Raw genomic sequence first — 18,604 nt, forward strand, 5'->3', positions numbered from 1 at the left:
GCCCGGCTGCGTCACGGTCTCGGCCGACCCCGCGCAGGTCCTCGGGGCTGTCGTCGACGAGGGCGCCGCGCTGCTCCGCGACAGCGGCCTGCGCTGCGTCGGAGCGGGACTCGCGGTGCCGTCGGCCGTCGCCGAACCGGAGGGCACGGCGCTCAACCCGCTGCACCTCGCATGGCCCGCGGGGGCGCCGGTCCGCGACATCTTCGCCGACCGGGTCCGCGCGGCAGGCATCACCGGCCCCGCCTTCACCGGCAACGATGTCAACCTCGCGGCGCTCGCAGAGCACCGCCACGGAGCGGGCCGCGGCGCCCAGCATCTGCTCTGTGTGGCCACCGGGCACCGCGGCGTCGGCGGCGCCCTGGTCCTCGACGGCCGTCTGCACACGGGCAGTTCGGGCCTGGCCCTGGAGGTCGGGCACCTCACGGTCAACCCCGACGGCCGACCCTGCTACTGCGGAAGCCGGGGCTGCCTCGATGTCGAAACCGACCCGCTCGCGTTCCTCACCGCCGCAGGACGCACGCCCGGCCCGGAAGGCTCGCTGCTCCAGCAGTCCCGCGACATTCTCCGTACGGAGTACGACGACCCGGGGGTACGGATCGCCGCCCAGGAGATCGTCGACCGCCTCGGACTCGGCCTGGCCGGTCTGGTGAACATCCTCAACCCGGACCGCATCATCCTCGGCGGCCTCCACCGCGAACTGCTCGACGCGGATCCCGAAAGGCTGCGCGCCGTCGTCGCCGACCGCAGCCTGTGGGGGCGCAGCGGCGGCGTGCCGATCCTGCCGTGCACCCTGGACCACAACAGCCTGGTCGGGGCAGCCGAGTTGGCCTGGCAGCCGGTCCTCGACGACCCGCTCTCCATCGTCGGCTGAGCGGCTGAGTGGCTGAGTGGCTGAGCGCGGCCTCGGGAAACATCGGTACAGCGGTTGACGCCAAGCCGGTGATCATGGTCCTGGCCTCGGGAGCATCGGTACAGTGGCTGGCGCTGAGAACGATCACGGCCCGGGCATGAGCGTGCCGACCCGGTTCTCGTACTCGCGGCGTGCCTTGCGCTGGGCCGGGATCGCGGGGAGCCCGTGACCTTCTGAACAGCGGTGATGCGCTGACCGCTTGACTCGCCATCGTTCGACGACAGGCGCCCACGATGAGCGATGGCAGCCTCAGGCCGCGCGGAGGCAGAAGGGATGCCCGGCGGGGCTGGCGTACACACGGCTGCCGGTGCTGGCGTCCGAGCTGGACTCCTCTGTGGGGCGCAGGCGCGTGGCACCGGCGTCGATGGCGGCGCGGTCTGCGGTCGCGAGGTCTTCAACGCCGAAGTCGAGGTGCATCTGCTGGCGGGCGCCGTCCGGCCATCCCGGGGCGGTGTGTCCGGGGGCGGACTGGACGACGATCACGGGCAGGCCGGGTGCCTGGATGAAGTGGTGGGCGGGTGTGGTGGTGGTCGATCCGCCGAGCAGGCGGTGCCAGAAGGCACCCTCCGTCTCGATGTCGGCGGCGTCGATGATCACGGAGGCCAGGGTGAGGGGCATGTTGGTGGTCCTGTTCGGGTGCCGGCTGGTGTTCAGACGGTGGGGAGGATGCCACCGTCGACGCGGAACTGTGCTCCGGTGAGCCATTTCGCGCGGCTGGAGGCGAGGAAGGCGATCATCTCGGCGACGTCCTCGGGGTCTCCGGGGCGGTCCATGGGGGCTTTCAGGTGGTCCATGAGCCGGCGAGTGATCTCGTCCGTGGTCACGCCCTGCTGCTCGGCCATGTGCCGCAGGTGGGCGGTGGCGCCGTCGGTGACGACGAAGCCGGGTAGAACGCAGACCACGCGCACTCCGTGTTCGCCGACCTCGGTGGCCAGTTCGCGGCTGTAGGTGTTCAGTGCGGCCTTGGCTGCGGCGTAGGAGGCTTCCGTGCGCTGGGGCAGCTGGCTGGCGATCGAGGAGATGTGCACGACGACGCCGGAGCCTCGTTCGACCATGCCCGGCACCAGGGCCCGGTCCAGGCGCACGGCGCTCAGGAGGTTCATCCCCAGGTCCGTGTGCCAGGATTCGTCCGACCGGCTCAGAGTCGGTGCCGGGGGGCTCGCCGCGCCGGCGTTGTTCACGAGGACGTCCACGCCGCCCACGTGGTCGATGACGCGGCGGCCGAGGTCGGCCACCCCCTCCGGAGTGGAGAGGTCCGCCGGCATGAAGGTGGCGCCGCTGTCCGCGGCGGGCCGACTGCGGGAGGCCGTCAGCACGGTCGCGCCCGCGGCGACGAACCGGCGCACGGTCGCCGCACCCAGGCCCCGGCTGCCGCCGGTGACCAGGACTCGTAGGCCCTCCAGCCCCTCATCGGTGATCGGCATCGGATAGCCCTTCCGTAAGATGAACCTGACTCCGGAAACGATACACCTAAACGGAACCGGACTCATCTTATGGAGGTCCCTTGTCGTCACCACGCCCGCTGCGCGCCGACGCGCGCCGCAACCGCGAAGCCCTGCTGTCGGCCGCCCGCGAAGCATTCCTCGCCGGCGACACCGACGCGCACGTGGAAGAGATCGCCCGCAGCGCCGGAGTCGCCGTCGGAACGCTCTACCGGCACTTCGAGACCCGCGAGGCACTGATCGAGGAGGTCTACCGCAAGGAAGTCGACGACCTGTGCGCCGCACCCGAGCAGCTGCTGGAGCACCACGCCCCGGCGGAGGCCCTGCGCCGCTTCCTGCTCCTGCTGGTCGACCACGCGGCCGTGGGCAAAGGCATGTCCGTCGCGCTGGAGAGCATCATGGCGAGCGACTCACCGGTCTTCGACGTCGCCCGTACCCATATGGGCGACGCCCTCACCCGCCTCCTCGACGCCGGCGCCACGGCCGGCACCGTCCGCGGCGACGTCACCGGCCCCACCCTGCTACGAGCCCTGGGCGGTATCTGCGCCATGCGCGTGAGCGACGGGTGGCTCGACGAAGCCCGCCAGATCACCAACCTCCTCCTCGACGGCCTGCGCCACGGCGTCCCGCGCGCGACCTGAGCCGAAGAGCGGCGTGCTGCTCCTGCCCGTCGTCGTCCTCGTCGTCCCTCGTCCAGGTCCGGGGCGTCCGCATCACGCAGCGGCCGCAGGGTGCCGGCGACCGGGACGCTCGCGGTGAAGCTGTAGCGTCCGAGCAGGTTCAGGTTCAGGTTCCGGTTCCGGCAACAGCGGCTTGACGCCCCGCTTGGCGGTGTTCAGCAGCCGGGCGGCCATCAGGACCTGGAACAGGTCCAGGGCCTCGTCGATCGCCTTCGCCTCCAAGTGCCGCATCACCGCGGTCAGCATCGCCGTGCGCTTCGGCTCCGCCGCCCGCTCCAGCAGCGGCGCCTTTGACCCCAGCGCGTGCCGGGCCGGCGTCGCCAGCCGGCGCAACCGCTTCAGGGACTGGGCGGCCCGGGCTCACATGCTGCCGCAGCACGTCCCCTTCACCACTGTCTGCCCCCGGTCAGCGCGGAACGCTCGGGCGCCGACAGATGCAGTACCTCGAAACGGTCGCCCACCGCCCTGGGGGAGTCGTCGGCCCAGAGCGAGAAGTGGACCAGCTCCCAGTGGCGTGGATCGACGGCGACGGACGCGCACACCACCCCGTCGAGCCGGGCGAAGCGTGCCGTCCGTGCCACGGCGTCCTCGACCGCCGACGACAGACCGGTGCCGGGAGGGAGGGGCTGTCTCCGCCGGACGGCGGTGCGTGGCACGGCGGTTGAGTCCACACCCTCCTCGTGGGCGAGACCCGTCCAGTGCTGCCCCTCGGGCCGCCCGAAGTCGTCGACGAGGCGCTGGAAGCCCGGCCCCCAGAGGAAGGAGTTCATGCCGGCGGGGGAGGCCCAGAGGTAGAACGGTGCGTACTGGTTCACCGGTGACTGCGGGCCGCGCTCGCGGATGAGGTACGCCTTCAGCCCCAGCCGGGCTCCCGCACGGGCGGGGCACGCGGCTCGTCGCTCGCGATGATGTCCGGAACCGGTAGGTACAGAATCCAGCGGGACAGCGGGACAGCGGGACAGCGGGACAGCGGGACAGCGGGAGGGGCTGGGAGACAGCCGGGAAGCAGTCCTGGAGCCCGCTCGTACTCCCGTCGGCGCACCTGCACGGCCGCCGGCCGTACGACGCCATCGGCCCCCCGGAGCGGGAAGCTCGATGTCAGTAGGGAAATCAGTGGAGAGCCTTCCCACCGAGGAGCTGAACCGACATGAACACGCTGGCCTTCGCAGGACCCGGGCCGTGGATCCTGCTTTTCCCGTTCCTCTGGGCGGCGGTCATTTTCACGGTCGTCACCGTTCTGCGCCGTACCGTGTGGCGCGGCAGGCGGGGCCCGTGGCAGGGCCCCGGCCAGATGCGCTCCGCCCAGGGCGAGCACGCCCCGATCGCGATTCTCGGCCGCAGGTTCGCCTCCGGCGAGATCGACGAGGAGGAGTACTGGCGCCGGCTGTCCGTCCTCGACGAACAGTTCGGTCCCACATCGAGAAGCGGGCCCGTCTGACCCGCCGGCATCGTCCCACCGTGGGGCGGGCATCGCAGCGTCGCTGCGATGCCCGCCCCACCGTCGTACGGCCGGCGGGTCAGCTCACCAGCGCGGAGTCCGCCGACGGGCGGTCGTAGGCGAACGGCCCCGATGTCGTGGCGCCGTACACCGGAGCGCGGTGGGCGAGGTCGAGCGGTGTGGCGGGCGGCGCGGCCGGCAGCGTGAACCACACGACCTTGCCCGTCGTTCCCTGCGGCCGCACGCCCCAGCACTCGCTGACGGCGGCGATCATCGAGAGCCCGCGCCCGCAGGTGGCGAACTGCTCGGCGTCGCACACCAGGGGCATCCGGGGGTCATGGTCGTGGACCGAGACCGTGAGCCGGTCGAGCAGCAGATCCATCTCGACGGTGCACAGTTTGTCCGGCTGGGCGTGCCGGTGGACATTGGTGAGCAACTCGGTGACGCCCAGCGCTGCTTGGTCGATCAGAGGATCGAGATGCCAGTAGCGCAGCTGCGCCGATACGATTCTGCGGACCTGCCCGATACGGGACGGAAGGGCTTGAAGTTCTACGGCGCAATGCCTGGTCGGCTGGGTGATCACGGCTGCGACTCCCCGAATGAGGTCCGGAAGAAGACGAAGTGGCCGACGGGAAGCTGTTCTCAGCGTGACCGCCGGTAAACCGTTAGTGATGTGACACCAGAGTCACCCAGGGGATGGGGCTTCGCAACTCGCGCCCGGGTCAGCGCCTGCTGCCCCGGTGCACCGCGTCCAGGAACCTGGCGACCGACCTGGAGCTGTCGAGCGGCAGATTCCGCTGGCCCATGGTGAGCCGGTAGCGGGTGCCGTTGACGGTCGCCACCATGCGGCCGACCTTGGCGAACCACGGCTTTCCCGCGCTGACGGTGGTCAGCGGGGCGCTGTCGATCTCGCGTCCGCTGCTGGTGAGCAGGGCGAGTCTGCCGTCCTTGATCAGGACCTGTCCGGCCCGGGTGAGCGACCGGGTCCACCGCTCGATCCGTACACCCGTCGCAGTGAATTCCGCTTCCGACATCGTTCTCCCCGCCCTCTTCCGTTCGTCTCCCTCACGGCAGTGTGCCGGGCTGCGGGCCCGCGCACCAGTGCACCGGGGGTAACCGGGCCGAACTGGCATGTGCCGTTATGTCCCGCGGTTCCGCAAGTCAGCCCTATGGGTGGTCAAAGTGAATGTTTGTGCAGGTGGGGCGGGTATCGTCACGGACGGACAGCGGAGCGGACACCATGAGGGGCGGCACGCGTGAGCACGAGCGCACAGGGACCTGGGGGCGGAGCCGCGGCGACCGCCGATGTGGACCGCAGTGACCCGGAGTACCGGGCCTGGCTCAAGGAAGCGGTCCGCAAGGTCCAGGCCGACGCGAACCGGTCCGCCGACACCCATCTGCTGCGGTTCCCGCTCCCCGAGGAGTGGGGCATCGACCTCTACCTCAAGGACGAGTCCACCCACCCCACGGGCAGCCTGAAGCACCGGCTCGCCCGCTCGCTCTTTCTCTACGGACTCTGCAACGGCTGGATCAGGCCGGGGAAGCCGGTCATCGAGGCGTCCAGCGGCTCGACCGCGGTGTCCGAGGCGTACTTCGCCGGGCTCATCGGCGTCCCCTTCATCGCCGTCATGCCGCGCACCACCAGCCAGGAGAAGTGCCGGCTGATCGAATTCCACGGCGGCCGCTGCCACTTCGTGGACGACTCGCGGAAGATGTACGAGGAGGCCGGCTCCCTCGCCGCGTCGACCGGCGGTCACTACATCGACCAGTTCACGTACGCGGAACGGGCCACCGACTGGCGCGGCAACAACAACATCGCCGAGTCCATCTACCAGCAGCTGAGGCTGGAGCGGTACCCGGAGCCCGCCTGGATCGTCGCGACGGCGGGGACGGGCGGCACATCCGCGACCATCGCCCGCTATGTGCACTACATGCAGCACGACACCCGGATCTGTGTCCCCGATCCGGAGAACTCCTGTTTCTTCGACGGCTGGACCCGGAACGACCCGACCGCCACCAGCGACTGCGGCTCACGCATCGAGGGCATCGGCAGGCCCCGGATGGAACCGAGCTTCGTGCCCGGCGCCATCGACCGGATGATGAAGGTGCCGGACGCGGCCAGCGTCGCCGCGGTCCGCGCACTCGACCGGGTCATGGGGCGCAAGGCCGGGGGATCGACCGGTACGGGGCTGTGGAGCGCGCTGAAGATCGTCGCGGAGATGGTGGCCGACGGCCGTACGGGCAGCGTGGTCACCCTGCTCTGCGACCCGGGCGACCGCTACCTGGACAAGTACTACTCCGACAGCTGGCTGGAGGAGCAGGGCCTCGACATCACCCCGTACACCGCGGCCATCGAACGGCTGCTGGCCACCGGCGTCTGGACCGAGTGAGGGCCTGAGTCACCGAGTGAGGATCTGAGTTGCGGGGTGCGGACCTGGGGTCACGCCGTCGCCGTGGCGATCCGGCCGTCCAGCTTGCGCGTCGCGTCGCGGAAGGCCCGCCCCAGGCCGGACCGGCCGAACCGGATCCCGGCCAGCAGCGGAGCGGGCCCGTCCGCCGCGAACGTCCACTGGACGCGGGTCCCGGAGTCCGTCGCGGTGAGCCGCCACTCCTCCAGCAGGGCCCGCAGGCCCGGGGTGTTGGTCTCGTCCACCCGGTAGGCGTACCGGGCGGCGGGGTCGGCCGCGAGCACGGTCTCCAGGAAGCGGGTGCCGCCCTTGAGCCGCACCTCGCGGCCCCCGTCGGTGGCCTTGGCCATGGTGACCGCGGTGAACCAGGACGGCCAGTCCGCGACTTCCTCGGCCAGCGCCCGGTAGACGGCGTCGGGGGCGGCGGACACGCCTGCGGCAAAGACCAGGCGCAGCGGTGCGGTCTCGACGAAGTCGAGCTCGACGGGGCGGAGCCGGTGAGCCATCGGGCCGCACCTCCAGACGTGGGCGGGGAACAGGCCAGCACACCATAGCTGACGGCTTATCAGCTGTCTGTACCGGGGGAAGCGGTCGTCGGCGCGAACGGCGCGGTGCCGGGCTTCCCAGCAAGCCACCCAAGCAAGCCACCGGGCTTCCCACGCAAACCACCGGGCTTCCCAAGCGAACCACCGGGCTTCCCAAGCAAGCTACCGGGAAGTAAGAATCACTCCGTACGCGCACCTGTGCGATGTGTACGCCGCAGCCCACCGAGCTCTGGAGGCCCCATGCCGGCCGCTGACCGTCCGACGAGGTATCTGGCCGCCCTCCTGGCCGGTGCCGGAGCGGCCCACTTCCTGGCCCCGCGCCCGTTCGACAGCACGGTGCCGCCCTGGCTGCCCGGCAGGGCCCGGACGTACACCCAGGTCAGCGGCGCGGTCGAGCTGCTGCTCGCGGCGGGGGTGGCGGTGCCCGCCACCCGCAGGGTCAGCGCGCGCGCCGCCGCCGGCCTCGCGCCGTGGTTGCGGGGAGTGCCGGCGGTTACCTTCGGGGTGAAGTGCGGACGTACACCGCTGTGCGTCCCCTGGATGCGCATCTCCCCTGCGAAGGTGGAACACGTGAAGGCCATTCGTCGATTCACCGTCCGCCCCGTCCTCCCCGAGCCGCTGCGTCCTCTGGGCGAGCTCGCCCGCAACCTCCGCTGGTCCTGGCACGCCGGGACCAAGGACCTGTTCAGAGCCGTCGACCCCGATGGCCTCCCGGCGGCCGGCGGTGACCCCGTCCGGCTCCTCGGTACGGTGTCGGCCGCCCGGCTCGCCGAGCTGGCCGCCGACCCCGGCTTCCTGCGCGACCTGACCGAGGCCGCCGACGGCCTCGACACCTATCTGCACGGACCGCGCTGGTACCAGGAACAGCCCGCTGGGCTGCCCGCCGCCATCGGCTACTTCTCACCCGAGTTCGGTGTCACCGCCGCCCTCCCGCAGTACTCGGGCGGCCTCGGCATCCTGGCGGGCGACCATCTCAAGGCGGCCAGCGACCTCGGCGTACCGCTCATCGGGGTCGGCCTGCTCTACCGGCACGGCTACTTCCGCCAGTCGCTCTCCCGCGAGGGCTGGCAGCAGGAGCACTACCCGGTGCTCGACCCCGACGAGCTGCCCGTCACACTGCTGCGCGAGGCCGACGGCGCACCCAGCCGGGTCGTCCTCACGCTGCCCGGCGGCCGCTCCCTGCACGCCCACATCTGGCAGGCGCAGGTCGGCCGCGTCCCGCTGCTGATGCTGGACTCCGACGTGGAGGAGAACGAACCGGCCGAGCGGGGCGTCACCGACCGGCTCTACGGCGGCGGCAGCGAGCACCGGCTCCTCCAGGAGATGCTCCTCGGGATCGGCGGGGTGCGGGCGCTGCGCTCGTACTGCCGGATCACCGGCCACCCGGACCCCGAGGTGTTCCACACCAACGAGGGGCACGCCGGCTTCCTCGGCCTGGAGCGCATCCGTGAACTCGGCGGCTCGGGACTGGACTTCGACGCCGCGCTGGAGTCCGTACGCGCCGGAACGGTCTTCACCACCCACACCCCCGTCCCCGCCGGCATCGACCGCTTCGACCGCGATCTGGTCGCCCGCCACTTCGGGGACGACGGCGAACTGCCGGGCGTGGACGCCGGACGCGTGCTCCAGCTGGGCACCGAGACCTACCCGGGCGGTGAGCCGCGGCTCTTCAACATGGCGGTGATGGGACTGCGGCTCGCCCAGCGCGCCAACGGGGTCTCCACCCTGCACGGCGCCGTCAGCCGGGAGATGTTCGCCGGACTGTGGCCGGGATTCGACCCCGACGAGGTGCCGATCACCTCGATCACCAACGGGGTGCACGCGCCGACCTGGGCGGCGCCCGAGATCACCCGCACCGCCGTCCGCCGGATCGGCGCCGAACGCACCGAGCACGCACTGTCGGTGGGCGGCTCCGACCGCTGGGACGCGGTGGCCGACATCCCCGACGCGGAGGTCTGGGAGCTGCGCCGTACCCTGCGCGAACAGCTGGTCGGCGAGGTACGGACCCGACTGCGCGCGTCCTGGCGCGGGCGCGGCGCTTCCGACGCCGAACTGGGCTGGATCGACGGGGTGCTCGACCCGGACGTGCTGACCATCGGCTTCGCCCGGCGCGTCCCCTCGTACAAGCGCCTGACGCTGATGCTGCGCGACCGCGACCGGCTGACCGAGCTGCTGCTCCATCCGGCCAGGCCGATCCAGATCGTCGTCGCGGGCAAGGCGCACCCGGCCGACGACGGCGGGAAGCGGCTGGTGCAGGAGCTGGTGCGGTTCGCGGACGACCCACGGGTGCGCCACCGCATCGTCTTCCTTCCGGACTACGGCATGGCGATGGCGGAGCGGCTCTACCCGGGCTGCGATGTCTGGCTGAACAATCCGCTGCGCCCGCTGGAGGCGTGCGGTACGTCAGGGATGAAGGCGGCGCTCAACGGCTGCCTCAACCTCTCGGTGCTCGACGGCTGGTGGGACGAGTGGTTCGAGCCGGACTTCGGCTGGGCCATCCCCACCGCGGACGGCGCGGGGCTGGACGAGGACCGGCGCGACGAGCTGGAGTCGGCGGCGCTGTACTCGCTGATCGAGGACCGGGTCGCGCCGCGCTTCTACGACCGCACGGCCGACGGTCTGCCCGAGCGCTGGGTGTCCATGGTCCGCTCCACGCTGACCACCCTGGGGCCGAAGGTGCTGGCGGGGCGGATGGTGCGCGAGTACGTCGAGCGGCTGTACGCGCCGGCCGCTCTCGCCCACCGCTCGCTCGGGCCCGACGCGGCCAGGGAGCTGGCCGGCTGGAAGGCGCGGGTGCGGGCGGCCTGGCCCGAGGTCCATGTCGACCATGTGGAGGCGGTCGCTGCGGCCGCGGCCGACGGCACGGCAGAGCTGGGCTCCACCCTCTCGCTGCGGGTCCAGGTCGCGCTCGGTGCGCTGGGACCGGACGACGTGGAGGTGCAGGCGGTTTCGGGCCAGGTCGATGAGCAGGACCGGATCGCCGAAGCGCGGACCGTCGCCCTGAAACCGGCGGGCGGCCCCGACCTGGAGGGGCGGCTGCTGTACGAGGGGCCGCTCGCCCTGGACCGTACGGGACCCTACGGCTACACGGTCCGGATCCTGCCCGCGCACGAACTGCTGGCGACCGGCGCGGAGCTGGGTCTCGTGGCGGCCCCGACGGCCGCGACGGGGGAGGGAGCGGGCGTACTCCTGAGGTGACATGCAGTCAGAAAGGGTCCGGCGTCCGTCTCCGCGGCGCCGGGCCCTTTCGTTTCCCGAACGCAACTCTTGACGTGCTCATGAGATGCCTTTAGGTTCCACATCCACAACGGAGTTCATCAGTAGAAGAGTTATTCACATCCATGAACTCCGGGAGGATTTCCTACCGGAAGGCACCCCCCACATGCGTACCGGAACCACCTCGCACCGATCGCCCCGCCGCAGCAGAGCCCGGTCGACCGGCGCGGCCGCCGCGCTGGCCGGCATCCTCGGCCTGGTCCTGATGCCTCAGGCCATGGCCGCGAGGCCCGCAGCCCCCGCCACCGCACCGGCGGCCGTGGCGGCACCCACGGCCTTCACCCACCCCGGCGTCCTCGTCAGCGGCCCGCAGCTCGACTTCGTCCGCGGAAAGGTTCAGGCGGGCGCCGAACCCTGGAAGAGCGCCGACGCCCAGATGATGGCGAGCAAGTACGCCTCGCTCTCCCGGACCCCCGCCCCGCGCGCCGACGTCGAGTGCGGCTCCTACTCGAAACCCGACAACGGTTGTACGGACGAACGCGAGGACGCCATCGCCGCGTACACCGACGCGCTCGCCTGGTACATCACCAGGGACGACCGGTACGCCAAGAAGTCCATCGAGCTGATGGACGCCTGGTCGGCCGTGATCAAGGAGCACACCAACAGCAACGCACCCCTCCAGACCGGCTGGGCCGGATCGGTCTGGCCGCGCGCCGCCGAGATCATCAAGTACACCTACACGGGCTGGCCCGGCGCGGACCGGTTCGCCACCATGCTGCGCGACGTCTATCTGCCCGAGGTCATCAAGGGCTCCCAGTCCAACGGCAACTGGGAACTGTCGATGACGGAGGCGGCGATCGGCATCTCCGTCTTCCTGGAGGACCGCGCCTCCTACGACAAGGCGGTCGCGACCTTCCGCGGCCGGGTGCCCGCGTACATCTACCTCAGCTCGGACGGCGCCCTGCCGAAGGTCGCACCGGGCAGCGGCCTCAGCGGACGCGACGCGATCGTCAAGTACTGGCAGGGCCAGTCCACTTTCATGGACGGCCTCACCCAGGAGACCTGCCGCGACCTGACACACACCGGCTACGGCCTCTCGGCGATCTCCCACATCGCCGAGACCAGCCGCATCCAGGGCCAGGACCTCTACCCGGAGATCCAGGAACGGCTGCGCCAGGCACTGGGCCTCCAGTCGAAGTACATGATGGGCGCGGCCGTCCCGTCCACTCTGTGCGGCGGCTCCCTCAAGGACAGCCTCGGCCCGGTCACCGAGGTCGGCTTCAACGCCCTGCACAACCGGCTGGGCATCGCCATGACCAACACCCAGGCCCTGACGGAGAAGCAGCGCCCGGCCGGCACGGACAACCTGTTCGTGGCCTGGGAGACCCTGACGCACGCGGACAATCCGGCCTGAGCGGAGGAGAACGGGCCCCGCTCACCGGTCACCGGGACAGCGGAAGGCCCCGCCCCCACGCCGGATGTGGTGTGGGGGCGGGGCCTTCGCCGGGGTGCGGGTGTTACTTGACGTTGATGCCGGTCCAGGCGGCGCCGACCGCCTTGTACTCGGCGCTGTCCGCGCCGTACAGGTCACTCGCCGCCTTGAGCGTCGCCGTGCGGGCCGCCGCGTAGTCGGTCGTCGAGGTCATGTACGTCGTCAGGGCCTTGTACCAGATCTGGATGGCCTTGTCCCGGCCGATGCCGGTGACCGTGGAGCCGTCCGAGGTCGGGGAGTCGTAGTCGACGCCGTTGATGGTCTTCTTTCCGCTGCCCTCGCTGAGCAGGTAGAAGAAGTGGTTGGCCGGGCCCGACGAGTAGTGCACGTCGAGGTCGCCGAGGCTGGACGACCAGTAGTCGGCCGAACCGCCGTCCTTGCTGGGCTTGTCCATGTAGCGCAGCGGGGTGCCGTCGCCGTTGATGTTGATCTTCTCGCCGATGAGGTAGTCGCCCGGGTCCGAGGTGTTGTTGGCGTAGAACTCGACGGCGGTGCCGAAGATGTCGGACGTCGCCTCGTTGAGCCCGCCGGACTCACCCGTGTAGTCGAGGTTCGCGGTGGCAGCGGTGAGGCCGTGCGACATCTCGTGGCCGGCCACGTCGATGGCGGTCAGCGGGTCGGCGTTGCCCTCGCCGTCGCCGTACGTCATGCAGAAGCAGCTGTCGTCCCAGAAGGCGTTGACGTACGAGTCGCCGTAGTGGACCCGGCTGTAGGACGCCTTGCCGTCACCGGCGATGCCGTTGCGCTTGAGGACGTCCTTGTAGAAGTCCCAGGTCTCGGCCGCGCCGTAGTGCGCGTCCACCGCCGCCGTCTCCGGGTTCTTGGCGGTGCCGTCACCCCAGGTGTCGGTGGTGTTGCTGAACAGGGTGCCCTTGCCGGACGTCCCGTTGTCCAGGTTGTACGTCTGGTGGCCGCCGCGGTCGGCGTCGTTCAGGGTGTAGTTCGACCCCGACTTGGTGGTGCCCAGGGTGACCTTGCCGCTGTACTCGCTGGTGCCGGTGCCGGTCTCGACCGCCTGCCACTGCGAGAGCTTCTTGCCGGTGGCCGCGTCCGTGACGACGTGCAGCTTGCTGGGTGTGCCGTCGTCCTGGAAGCCGCCGACCACGGTCTCGTAGGCCAGGGTGGGCTTGCCGGTGGCCGCCCAGATGACCTTGCGCGGGGCCTGGTCGGCCGAAGCCTTGTCGGCGCCCGCTGACTTGGCGGCGCTGAGCGCCTTCTGCTGGGCGGTGGCCGGCTTCACCGCGGCGGTGGTACCGGCGACCTTGATGGTGGCCTTGGTCGCCTTGGTGACGGTGGCCGCCCCCGACTTCGGCGTGTGGACGACCAGGTCGCCGCCGAGGACGGGGAGTCCGGCGTAGGTGCGCTCGTACCGCGTGTGCGTCGTGCCGTTGGCGTCCTTGATGACGTCCCGGACGACCAGCTTCTCCTGGCTGCCCAGGCCGAGCTTGCCCGCGGTGCTCGCGGTGTCGGCCGCCGCCGTGCGGAGCAGGGCCGCGTGCTGGGACGAGGAGAGGGCGAGCGCCTGCGCGGCCGGCGCGGCCGGTGTCGGGGCGGCGCCCGCGGCACCGGAGGACAGGGAGGTGAGGCCGGCGGCCAGCATCGCCGCGACGGCGATGGAACCGGCGATGCGCTGCGAACGCGATATGTGAGAGGTCACTCGATTTTCCCTTTCAGAGGTGGGGGGTTGGAAAAGTGCGGGTGACGTGCGGGTGGTGGCGCCGCCCGGGGGAGATTGGGGTCCCCCGGGCAGCACTGTCCTGTTGGACAACCGTGCGGTCGAACGAAGCTTCTGTGAAGCGCCGTTCAGTGGAACATTAGTGCGGCCGGGCTGCTTTGTGGCGGGAAATCAGAAGGTCAGTTTCCAGCTGTTCAGCGTTCCGGTGTCCTGCCGGGCGACGTCCTGGACCTTCAGCTTCCAGGTTCCGTCGGCCGTCTCGGTCGACGCGTTGACCGTGTACGAGGCCACCACGTTGTCCGCCGAGTCGGACGGACTGGAGTTCTTCAGCCGGTACGTCTTCCCGCTCGGTCCGACCAGGTCGATGACCAGGTCGCCGCGCCAGGTGTGGCTGATGTCGACGTCCACCTTGAGCGTGGCCGGTGCCTTGCCCGTCACACCCGTGACCGCGATCGGCGAGCTGACCGCAGAACCGCCGTCCGGGATGGCGAGCTTGGCGGTGGACTGGAAGACGGTGCCCGTGCCCGGGTCCCCGCCGCCGGGCCTGGCGCCGACGTTGATGGCGGCCCAGGCGTCCGCGACCGACTTGTACTCGGCGCTGCTCGCGCCGTACAGCTCACTCGCGACCGCCAGTGTCCCGGTGCGCGCCGCGGCGTAGTTGGTCGTCGACGTGAACTTCTCGGTCAGCGCCTTGTACCAGATCAGCTGGGCCTTGTCGCGGCCGATGCCGGTCACCGGCAGGCCGTCGGACGTCGGCGAGTCGTAGCTGACGCCGTTGATGGTCTTCTTGCCGCTGCCCTCGCTGAGCAGGTAGAAGAAGTGGTTGGCCGGGCCCGACGAGTAGTGCACGTCGAGTCCGCCGAGGCTGGACGACCAGGCGTCCTTCGACGCGCCGTCCTTGCTCGGCTTGTCCATGTAGCGCAGCGGCGTGCCGTCGCCGTTGATGTCGATCTTCTCGCCGATGAGGTAGTCACCGGGGTCGGCGGCGTTGGCGGCGTAGAACTCGACCGACGTACCGAAGATGTCGGACGTCGCCTCGTTCAGCCCGCCGGACTCACCGCTGTAGTTGAGCCCCGCGGTGGCCGCGGTGACGCCGTGCGACATCTCGTGGCCGGCGACGTCGATGGCGGTCAGCGGGTCCGCGTTGCCTGCGCCGTCGCCGTACGTCATGCAGAAGCAGCTGTCGTCCCAGAAGGCGTTGACATACGAATTGCCGTAGTGGACACGGGAGTAGGCGGCCACGCCGTTGCCCGCTATGCCGGTCCGGCCGAAGACGTTCTTGTAGAAGTCCCAGGTCTCGGCGGCGCCGTAGTGGGCGTCGGCCGCCGCGGTCTCCGAGTTGGAGGCCAGGCCGTTGCCCCAGGTGTCCGTGGTGTTGGTGTACAGGGTGCCCTTGCCGGACGTCCCGTGGTTCAGGTTGTACGTCAGATGACCGCCGCGGCCGCCGTCGTTCAGGGTGTAGTTCGACCCCGACTTGGTGGTGCCCAGGGTGACCTTGCCGCTGTACTCGGTGTTGCCGACGCCCGTCTCGATGGCCTGGCGCTCGAAGAGCTTCTTGCCGGTGGTGGCGTCGGTGATGACGTGCAGTTCGCTCGGGGTGCCGTCGTCCTGGAAGCCCCCGACGACCGTCTCGTAGGCGAGCACCGGTGTGCCCTGGGCCAGCCAGACCACCTTGCGGGGCGCCCCGTCGGCCGCGGTCCTCGCGGACCCACGGTCGGCCGCCGCCTTCAGCGCCGACTTCTCGGCTGCGGCCGGTGCCACGGCCGCGCTGGTGTTCACGTTCTTCAGTTCTGCGCGGGACGCCTTGGTGACGCCCTCGGTCGCCCCTGACTTCGACGAGTCGACGACCAGGTCGCCGCCGAGGACGGGGAGTCCGGCGTAGGTGCGCTCGTACCGGGTGTGCGTCGTGCCGTCCCGGTCCTGGGTGACGTCGTGGACCAGGAGTTTCTCCTGCGCTCCGAGGCCGAGACTCCTGGCGGTGTCCGCCTTGGTGGAGTTCGCCTCGCGCAGCAACTCGGCCCGCTGGGAGGGCGAGAGGGCTGCCGGGGCGGCGGCGGGGGCGGACTTGCCGGTGGCCGCGGTGGACGCGGCCGTGTTCCCGGGTGATGCGGAGGCTGTGCCGGCCTGTACTCCTACGGCGAGCAGTGCCGCGGCGGCGACGAGGGCGCCGGTGGCGGTGGCACGACGGTGCGTGGGTCTCACGCGGACTCCTTCTGCAAGGGTGGACAGAGCGACCTGGTGAGCCGCCCTGACGAGCAAGCAGTGCGCAGAACGGGGAGAGAGTGACATCTGTGAGGACCCTGTGTCAGGACCGCGTCAAAAGGTTGGCCGGAAATCGTCCGTTGTCCGCAGGGTCATGTTCGCTATACGGAATGTTTGCTGAGGAGTACCGCGACGCCGTCCAGGATCCGGGACAGCCCGAACTCGAAGACCTGCCCGAGGTCCAGCGCGAAGCCCTCGTGTCCGGCGAGCGAATTGAGATGCGGGTAGGCGCCGGTCGCCCCGAGGGCCGAGAACTGTGTCTCGTTCCTGGCCATCCACTCGTCGCTGGAGAGCCCGGTGTCCTGGACCGCCTGCCCTTCGAGGTCGGTGGCCGTCGCCAGCCCCTGGACATGGCCGAACAGCGTGAGATGCAGATGCATCACCTGGTGCTTCGACAGTCCGGTGTCCGCCCCGGCCCGCAGCATCCACTCCGTGTACGCCATCGCGTTCGGCGCCGGAGTGGGGCGGGTGAAGGAGGCCATCGCCCGCGCCATCCACGAGTGCCGCCGGTGCGCCTCCCACAGCCACCGGGTGCCGAGCTCGAACCTGGCGCGCCAGTGGGCCGGCTGGACCGCGGGCAGCGGCCGCTCCCCGTACACGGCGTCCGCCATCAGCCGTACGAGCTCGGCCTTGCCCTGGACGTAGCGGTACAACGCCATGGTGGAGAGCCCGAGTTCGGTGGCCACCCGCCGCATCGACAGCTCGGCCAGGCCCTCGGCGTCGGCGAACGCGACGGCGGTACGGACGATACGGGCGCGGGTCGGCCCCTGCGCGGCGGAACCCGCGGGGGCGGGGCCCTGTGCGGCGGGCACGCCGGGGCCGCCGGCCGGGGGCGCGGCGACGACCGTGCCGACGCCGGGCACCGCCCGTACCAGTCCCTCCTGCCGCAGCGCCGCCAGCGCCTTGGTGGCGGTCGCCATCGCCACCCCGCACTCCCGGACGATCTGCCGGGTCGAGGGGACGCGGTCGCCGGGTGCCAGCTCGCCCGACTCGATCCTGCGGCGGATCCCGGCTGCGGCGCGGAGATAGGGCGGCTGGCTGCTCATTCCTTCACTGTACTAGTGCAGTTGGCGCGGAAAAGCCTGGTCGGCGAAGGACCGCACCAGGGTGCACCAGCAAGCTGTTTGCGGCGTACACCACGCGCTGCTTCGCTCCCGGCATGACCCCTGCAGCGCACACTCCAGCACCCGACCCAGCACCCACCCCAGCCCCCACGGCAGGACCCACAGCGGGCCGTCGGGAGTGGATCGCACTCGCCGTGCTGATGCTCCCGCTGCTCCTCGTCTCCATGGACGTCTCCATCCTCTACTTCGCCATCCCGTACATCAGCAGGGACTTGGAACCGAGCGCCACCCAGCAGCTGTGGATGCTCGACATGTACGGCTTCGTACTCGCGGGGCTGCTGATCACGATGGGCGCGCTCGGCGACCGCGTCGGACGGCGCAGGCTGGTGCTCGCGGGCGCGGTGCTCTTCGGCACCGCATCGGTCGCCGCCGCCTACGCCCACAGCGCCGGACAGCTCATCGCCGTAAGGGCGTTGCTCGGTGTGGGCGGAGCCGCGCTGATGCCGTCGACCCTCGCGCTGATCCGCCACCTCTTCCGCGACGAGAGGCAGCGGGGCAAGGCCGTCGCCCTGTGGACGGCGGTGATGACCACCGGCATCTCGCTCGGCCCTGTGGTCAGCGGACTGCTGCTCGCCCACTTCTGGTGGGGCTCGGTCTTCCTGGTCAACCTGCCCGCCATGGCGCTGCTGCTGGTCCTCGGCCCGCTGCTGCTCCCGGAGTTCAGAACACCGGCCCGCGGCCGGTTCGACCTGCTGAGCGCGGTGCTCTCGCTCGCCACGCTGCTGCCCGTCATCCGGGGCGTCAAGGAGCTGGCGGCGCACGGATACACCCCGCTGTCCGCGCTCAGCGTCACCGCGGGCCTGGTCGTCGGAGTCGTCTTCGTACTGCGTCAACAGCGCCTGGAACACCCGATGGTCGACCTCGCGCTGCTGCGCCGCCCCGCCTTCTGCGGCTCGCTGCTCGCCAACCTGCTGGCCATGTTCGCGACGGTCGGGTTCGCGGTCTTCCTCACCCAGTACCTGCAGAGTGTGCTGGGCCTGAGTCCGCTCACGGCGGCGCTCTGGTCGCTGGTGCCGATGGCGGGTGTGGCGGTGCTCGCCCCGGCGGGCACCCTGCTCGCCAAACGCTTCGACCGCGCGTATGTGATGGGCGCGGGCTTCACGGTCTCGGCGTGCGGGTTCCTCTGGCTGAGCCGGGTGCACGGCGACTCGCCGCTCTGGTTCACGCTCGCTGGCTCTGCGGTGTACGCGGGCGGTCTGGTCGCCGCGATGACGCTCGCCAACGAACTCGCTCTCGGCGCGGCCCCGCCGGAGCGCGCGGGGTCGGCCGCCGCCGTCCTGGAATCCGGGCAGGAGCTGGGCGGGGCCCTGGGCATGGCCATCCTGGGGTCCATCGGGGCCGCCGTGTACCGCAGTGACATGGCGGGGGCGCCCGGCGCCGGCCGCGAGACGCGGGGCGGCGCGACCGCGGTG

At 70.8% G+C, this 18,604-nt stretch carries 15 protein-coding genes and 2 pseudogenes; 7 read left to right on the plus strand and 10 right to left on the minus strand.

From position 1 onward, the window contains the following. Positions 1-871: ROK family protein (locus G3I19_RS23395; protein WP_164265658.1), on the plus strand; the 871-nt coding region annotated here is incomplete at its 5' end. A gap of 288 nt (positions 872-1,159) precedes the next feature. Here G3I19_RS23395 and G3I19_RS23400 read toward each other — a convergent pair. Then, positions 1,160-1,528 (minus strand): VOC family protein, encoded by a 369-nt coding sequence (locus tag G3I19_RS23400; RefSeq protein ID WP_164265659.1) that lies wholly within the window; start codon positions 1,526-1,528, stop codon positions 1,160-1,162. Between the two features lie 32 nt (positions 1,529-1,560). Further along, complete coding sequence (locus G3I19_RS23405) at positions 1,561-2,334, minus strand: oxidoreductase (RefSeq protein ID WP_164265660.1); 774 nt, start codon at positions 2,332-2,334, stop codon at positions 1,561-1,563. Between the two features lie 80 nt (positions 2,335-2,414). Here G3I19_RS23405 and G3I19_RS23410 point away from each other — a divergent pair, with 80 nt between their 5' ends. Continuing rightward, positions 2,415-2,993 carry a TetR/AcrR family transcriptional regulator gene (locus G3I19_RS23410; RefSeq protein ID WP_164265661.1) on the plus strand — a complete coding sequence of 193 codons (579 nt, stop codon included), beginning with the start codon at positions 2,415-2,417 and terminating at the stop codon, positions 2,991-2,993. Positions 2,994-3,173: 180 nt separating this feature from the next. On the opposite strand, the pseudogene G3I19_RS38340 reads toward G3I19_RS23410, so the two are convergent. Together G3I19_RS38340 and G3I19_RS23420 are read right to left on the minus strand one after the other, a co-directional pair. Next, positions 3,174-3,359: pseudogene (locus G3I19_RS38340) on the minus strand (hypothetical protein); the annotation flags it as partial. Positions 3,360-3,418: 59 nt separating this feature from the next. Beyond that, positions 3,419-3,895, minus strand: a pseudogene (locus tag G3I19_RS23420) (DUF4865 family protein); the annotation flags it as partial. A 284-nt stretch (positions 3,896-4,179) separates the two neighbouring features. Here G3I19_RS23420 and G3I19_RS23425 point away from each other — a divergent pair. Next, positions 4,180-4,470 (plus strand): SHOCT domain-containing protein, encoded by a 291-nt coding sequence (locus G3I19_RS23425; RefSeq protein WP_164265662.1) that lies wholly within the window; start codon positions 4,180-4,182, stop codon positions 4,468-4,470. A gap of 79 nt (positions 4,471-4,549) precedes the next feature. Here the strand turns inward: G3I19_RS23425 and G3I19_RS23430 are convergent, their stop codons facing one another. Together G3I19_RS23430 and G3I19_RS23435 are read right to left on the minus strand one after the other, a co-directional pair. Beyond that, entirely contained in the window at positions 4,550-5,053 is a 504-nt protein-coding gene (locus G3I19_RS23430) for an ATP-binding protein (protein ID WP_164265663.1), read from the minus strand. A gap of 139 nt (positions 5,054-5,192) precedes the next feature. Further along, positions 5,193-5,504 carry a hypothetical protein gene (locus G3I19_RS23435; RefSeq protein WP_164265664.1) on the minus strand — a complete coding sequence of 104 codons (312 nt, stop codon included), beginning with the start codon at positions 5,502-5,504 and terminating at the stop codon, positions 5,193-5,195. 222 nt (positions 5,505-5,726) lie between these two features. Between G3I19_RS23435 and G3I19_RS23440 the strand changes: the two genes are divergently transcribed. Next, on the plus strand, positions 5,727-6,860 hold the full coding sequence (locus G3I19_RS23440; protein WP_164265665.1) for a PLP-dependent cysteine synthase family protein: 1,134 nt from the start codon (positions 5,727-5,729) through the stop codon (positions 6,858-6,860). 50 nt (positions 6,861-6,910) lie between these two features. On the opposite strand, the gene G3I19_RS23445 is transcribed toward G3I19_RS23440, so the two are convergent. Then, the gene (locus tag G3I19_RS23445; protein WP_164265666.1) at positions 6,911-7,384 is read right to left on the minus strand and encodes an SRPBCC family protein; all 474 of its coding nucleotides are present in this window, start codon (positions 7,382-7,384) and stop codon (positions 6,911-6,913) included. Between the two features lie 609 nt (positions 7,385-7,993). Here G3I19_RS23445 and glgP point away from each other — a divergent pair. Both glgP and G3I19_RS23455 read left to right on the plus strand, forming a co-directional pair. Continuing rightward, positions 7,994-10,621: an alpha-glucan family phosphorylase gene (gene glgP / locus G3I19_RS23450; RefSeq protein ID WP_164265671.1), complete on the plus strand. Its 2,628-nt coding sequence runs from the start codon at positions 7,994-7,996 to the stop codon at positions 10,619-10,621. A 184-nt stretch (positions 10,622-10,805) separates the two neighbouring features. Then, positions 10,806-12,053: an alginate lyase family protein gene (locus tag G3I19_RS23455; RefSeq protein WP_164265667.1), complete on the plus strand. Its 1,248-nt coding sequence runs from the start codon at positions 10,806-10,808 to the stop codon at positions 12,051-12,053. A 103-nt stretch (positions 12,054-12,156) separates the two neighbouring features. Here G3I19_RS23455 and G3I19_RS23460 read toward each other — a convergent pair whose 3' ends face one another. The 3 genes from G3I19_RS23460 to G3I19_RS23470 all read right to left on the minus strand — a co-directional run bounded on the left by G3I19_RS23460 (position 12,157) and on the right by G3I19_RS23470 (position 17,114). Next, a complete protein-coding gene (locus G3I19_RS23460; protein ID WP_164265672.1) occupies positions 12,157-13,731 on the minus strand; it encodes a M4 family metallopeptidase in 1,575 nt (524 codons plus the stop codon). A 246-nt stretch (positions 13,732-13,977) separates the two neighbouring features. Next, entirely contained in the window at positions 13,978-16,008 is a 2,031-nt protein-coding gene (locus G3I19_RS23465; RefSeq protein ID WP_164265668.1) for a M4 family metallopeptidase, read from the minus strand. Between the two features lie 161 nt (positions 16,009-16,169). Further along, positions 16,170-17,114, minus strand: coding sequence for a TetR/AcrR family transcriptional regulator C-terminal domain-containing protein (locus tag G3I19_RS23470; protein ID WP_164265669.1), 945 nt, complete (start codon positions 17,112-17,114; stop codon positions 16,170-16,172). A gap of 218 nt (positions 17,115-17,332) precedes the next feature. Here G3I19_RS23470 and G3I19_RS23475 point away from each other — a divergent pair. Then, positions 17,333-18,604 (plus strand): MFS transporter (locus tag G3I19_RS23475; protein WP_164265673.1); only part of this gene is annotated, 1,272 nt, incomplete at its 3' end.

Source organism: Streptomyces sp. SID10853 (assembly GCF_010548145.1).
Taxonomy (GTDB): Bacteria; Actinomycetota; Actinomycetes; order Streptomycetales; family Streptomycetaceae; genus Streptomyces.

Bases quoted from the DNA above. Each gene is read 5' to 3' on its own strand.
- G3I19_RS23400 (WP_164265659.1), bottom strand. From the start codon at position 1,528: ATGCCCCTCACCCTGGCCTCCGTGATCATCGACGCCGCCGACATCGAG.
- G3I19_RS23405 (WP_164265660.1), bottom strand. From the start codon at position 2,334: ATGCCGATCACCGATGAGGGGCTGGAGGGCCTACGAGTCCTGGTCACC.
- G3I19_RS23425 (WP_164265662.1), top strand. From the start codon at position 4,180: ATGAACACGCTGGCCTTCGCAGGACCCGGGCCGTGGATCCTGCTTTTC.
- G3I19_RS23435 (WP_164265664.1), bottom strand. From the start codon at position 5,504: ATGTCGGAAGCGGAATTCACTGCGACGGGTGTACGGATCGAGCGGTGG.
- G3I19_RS23445 (WP_164265666.1), bottom strand. From the start codon at position 7,384: ATGGCTCACCGGCTCCGCCCCGTCGAGCTCGACTTCGTCGAGACCGCA.
- G3I19_RS23455 (WP_164265667.1), top strand. From the start codon at position 10,806: ATGCGTACCGGAACCACCTCGCACCGATCGCCCCGCCGCAGCAGAGCC.
- G3I19_RS23460 (WP_164265672.1), bottom strand. From the start codon at position 13,731: ATGCTGGCCGCCGGCCTCACCTCCCTGTCCTCCGGTGCCGCGGGCGCC.
- G3I19_RS23470 (WP_164265669.1), bottom strand. From the start codon at position 17,114: ATGAGCAGCCAGCCGCCCTATCTCCGCGCCGCAGCCGGGATCCGCCGC.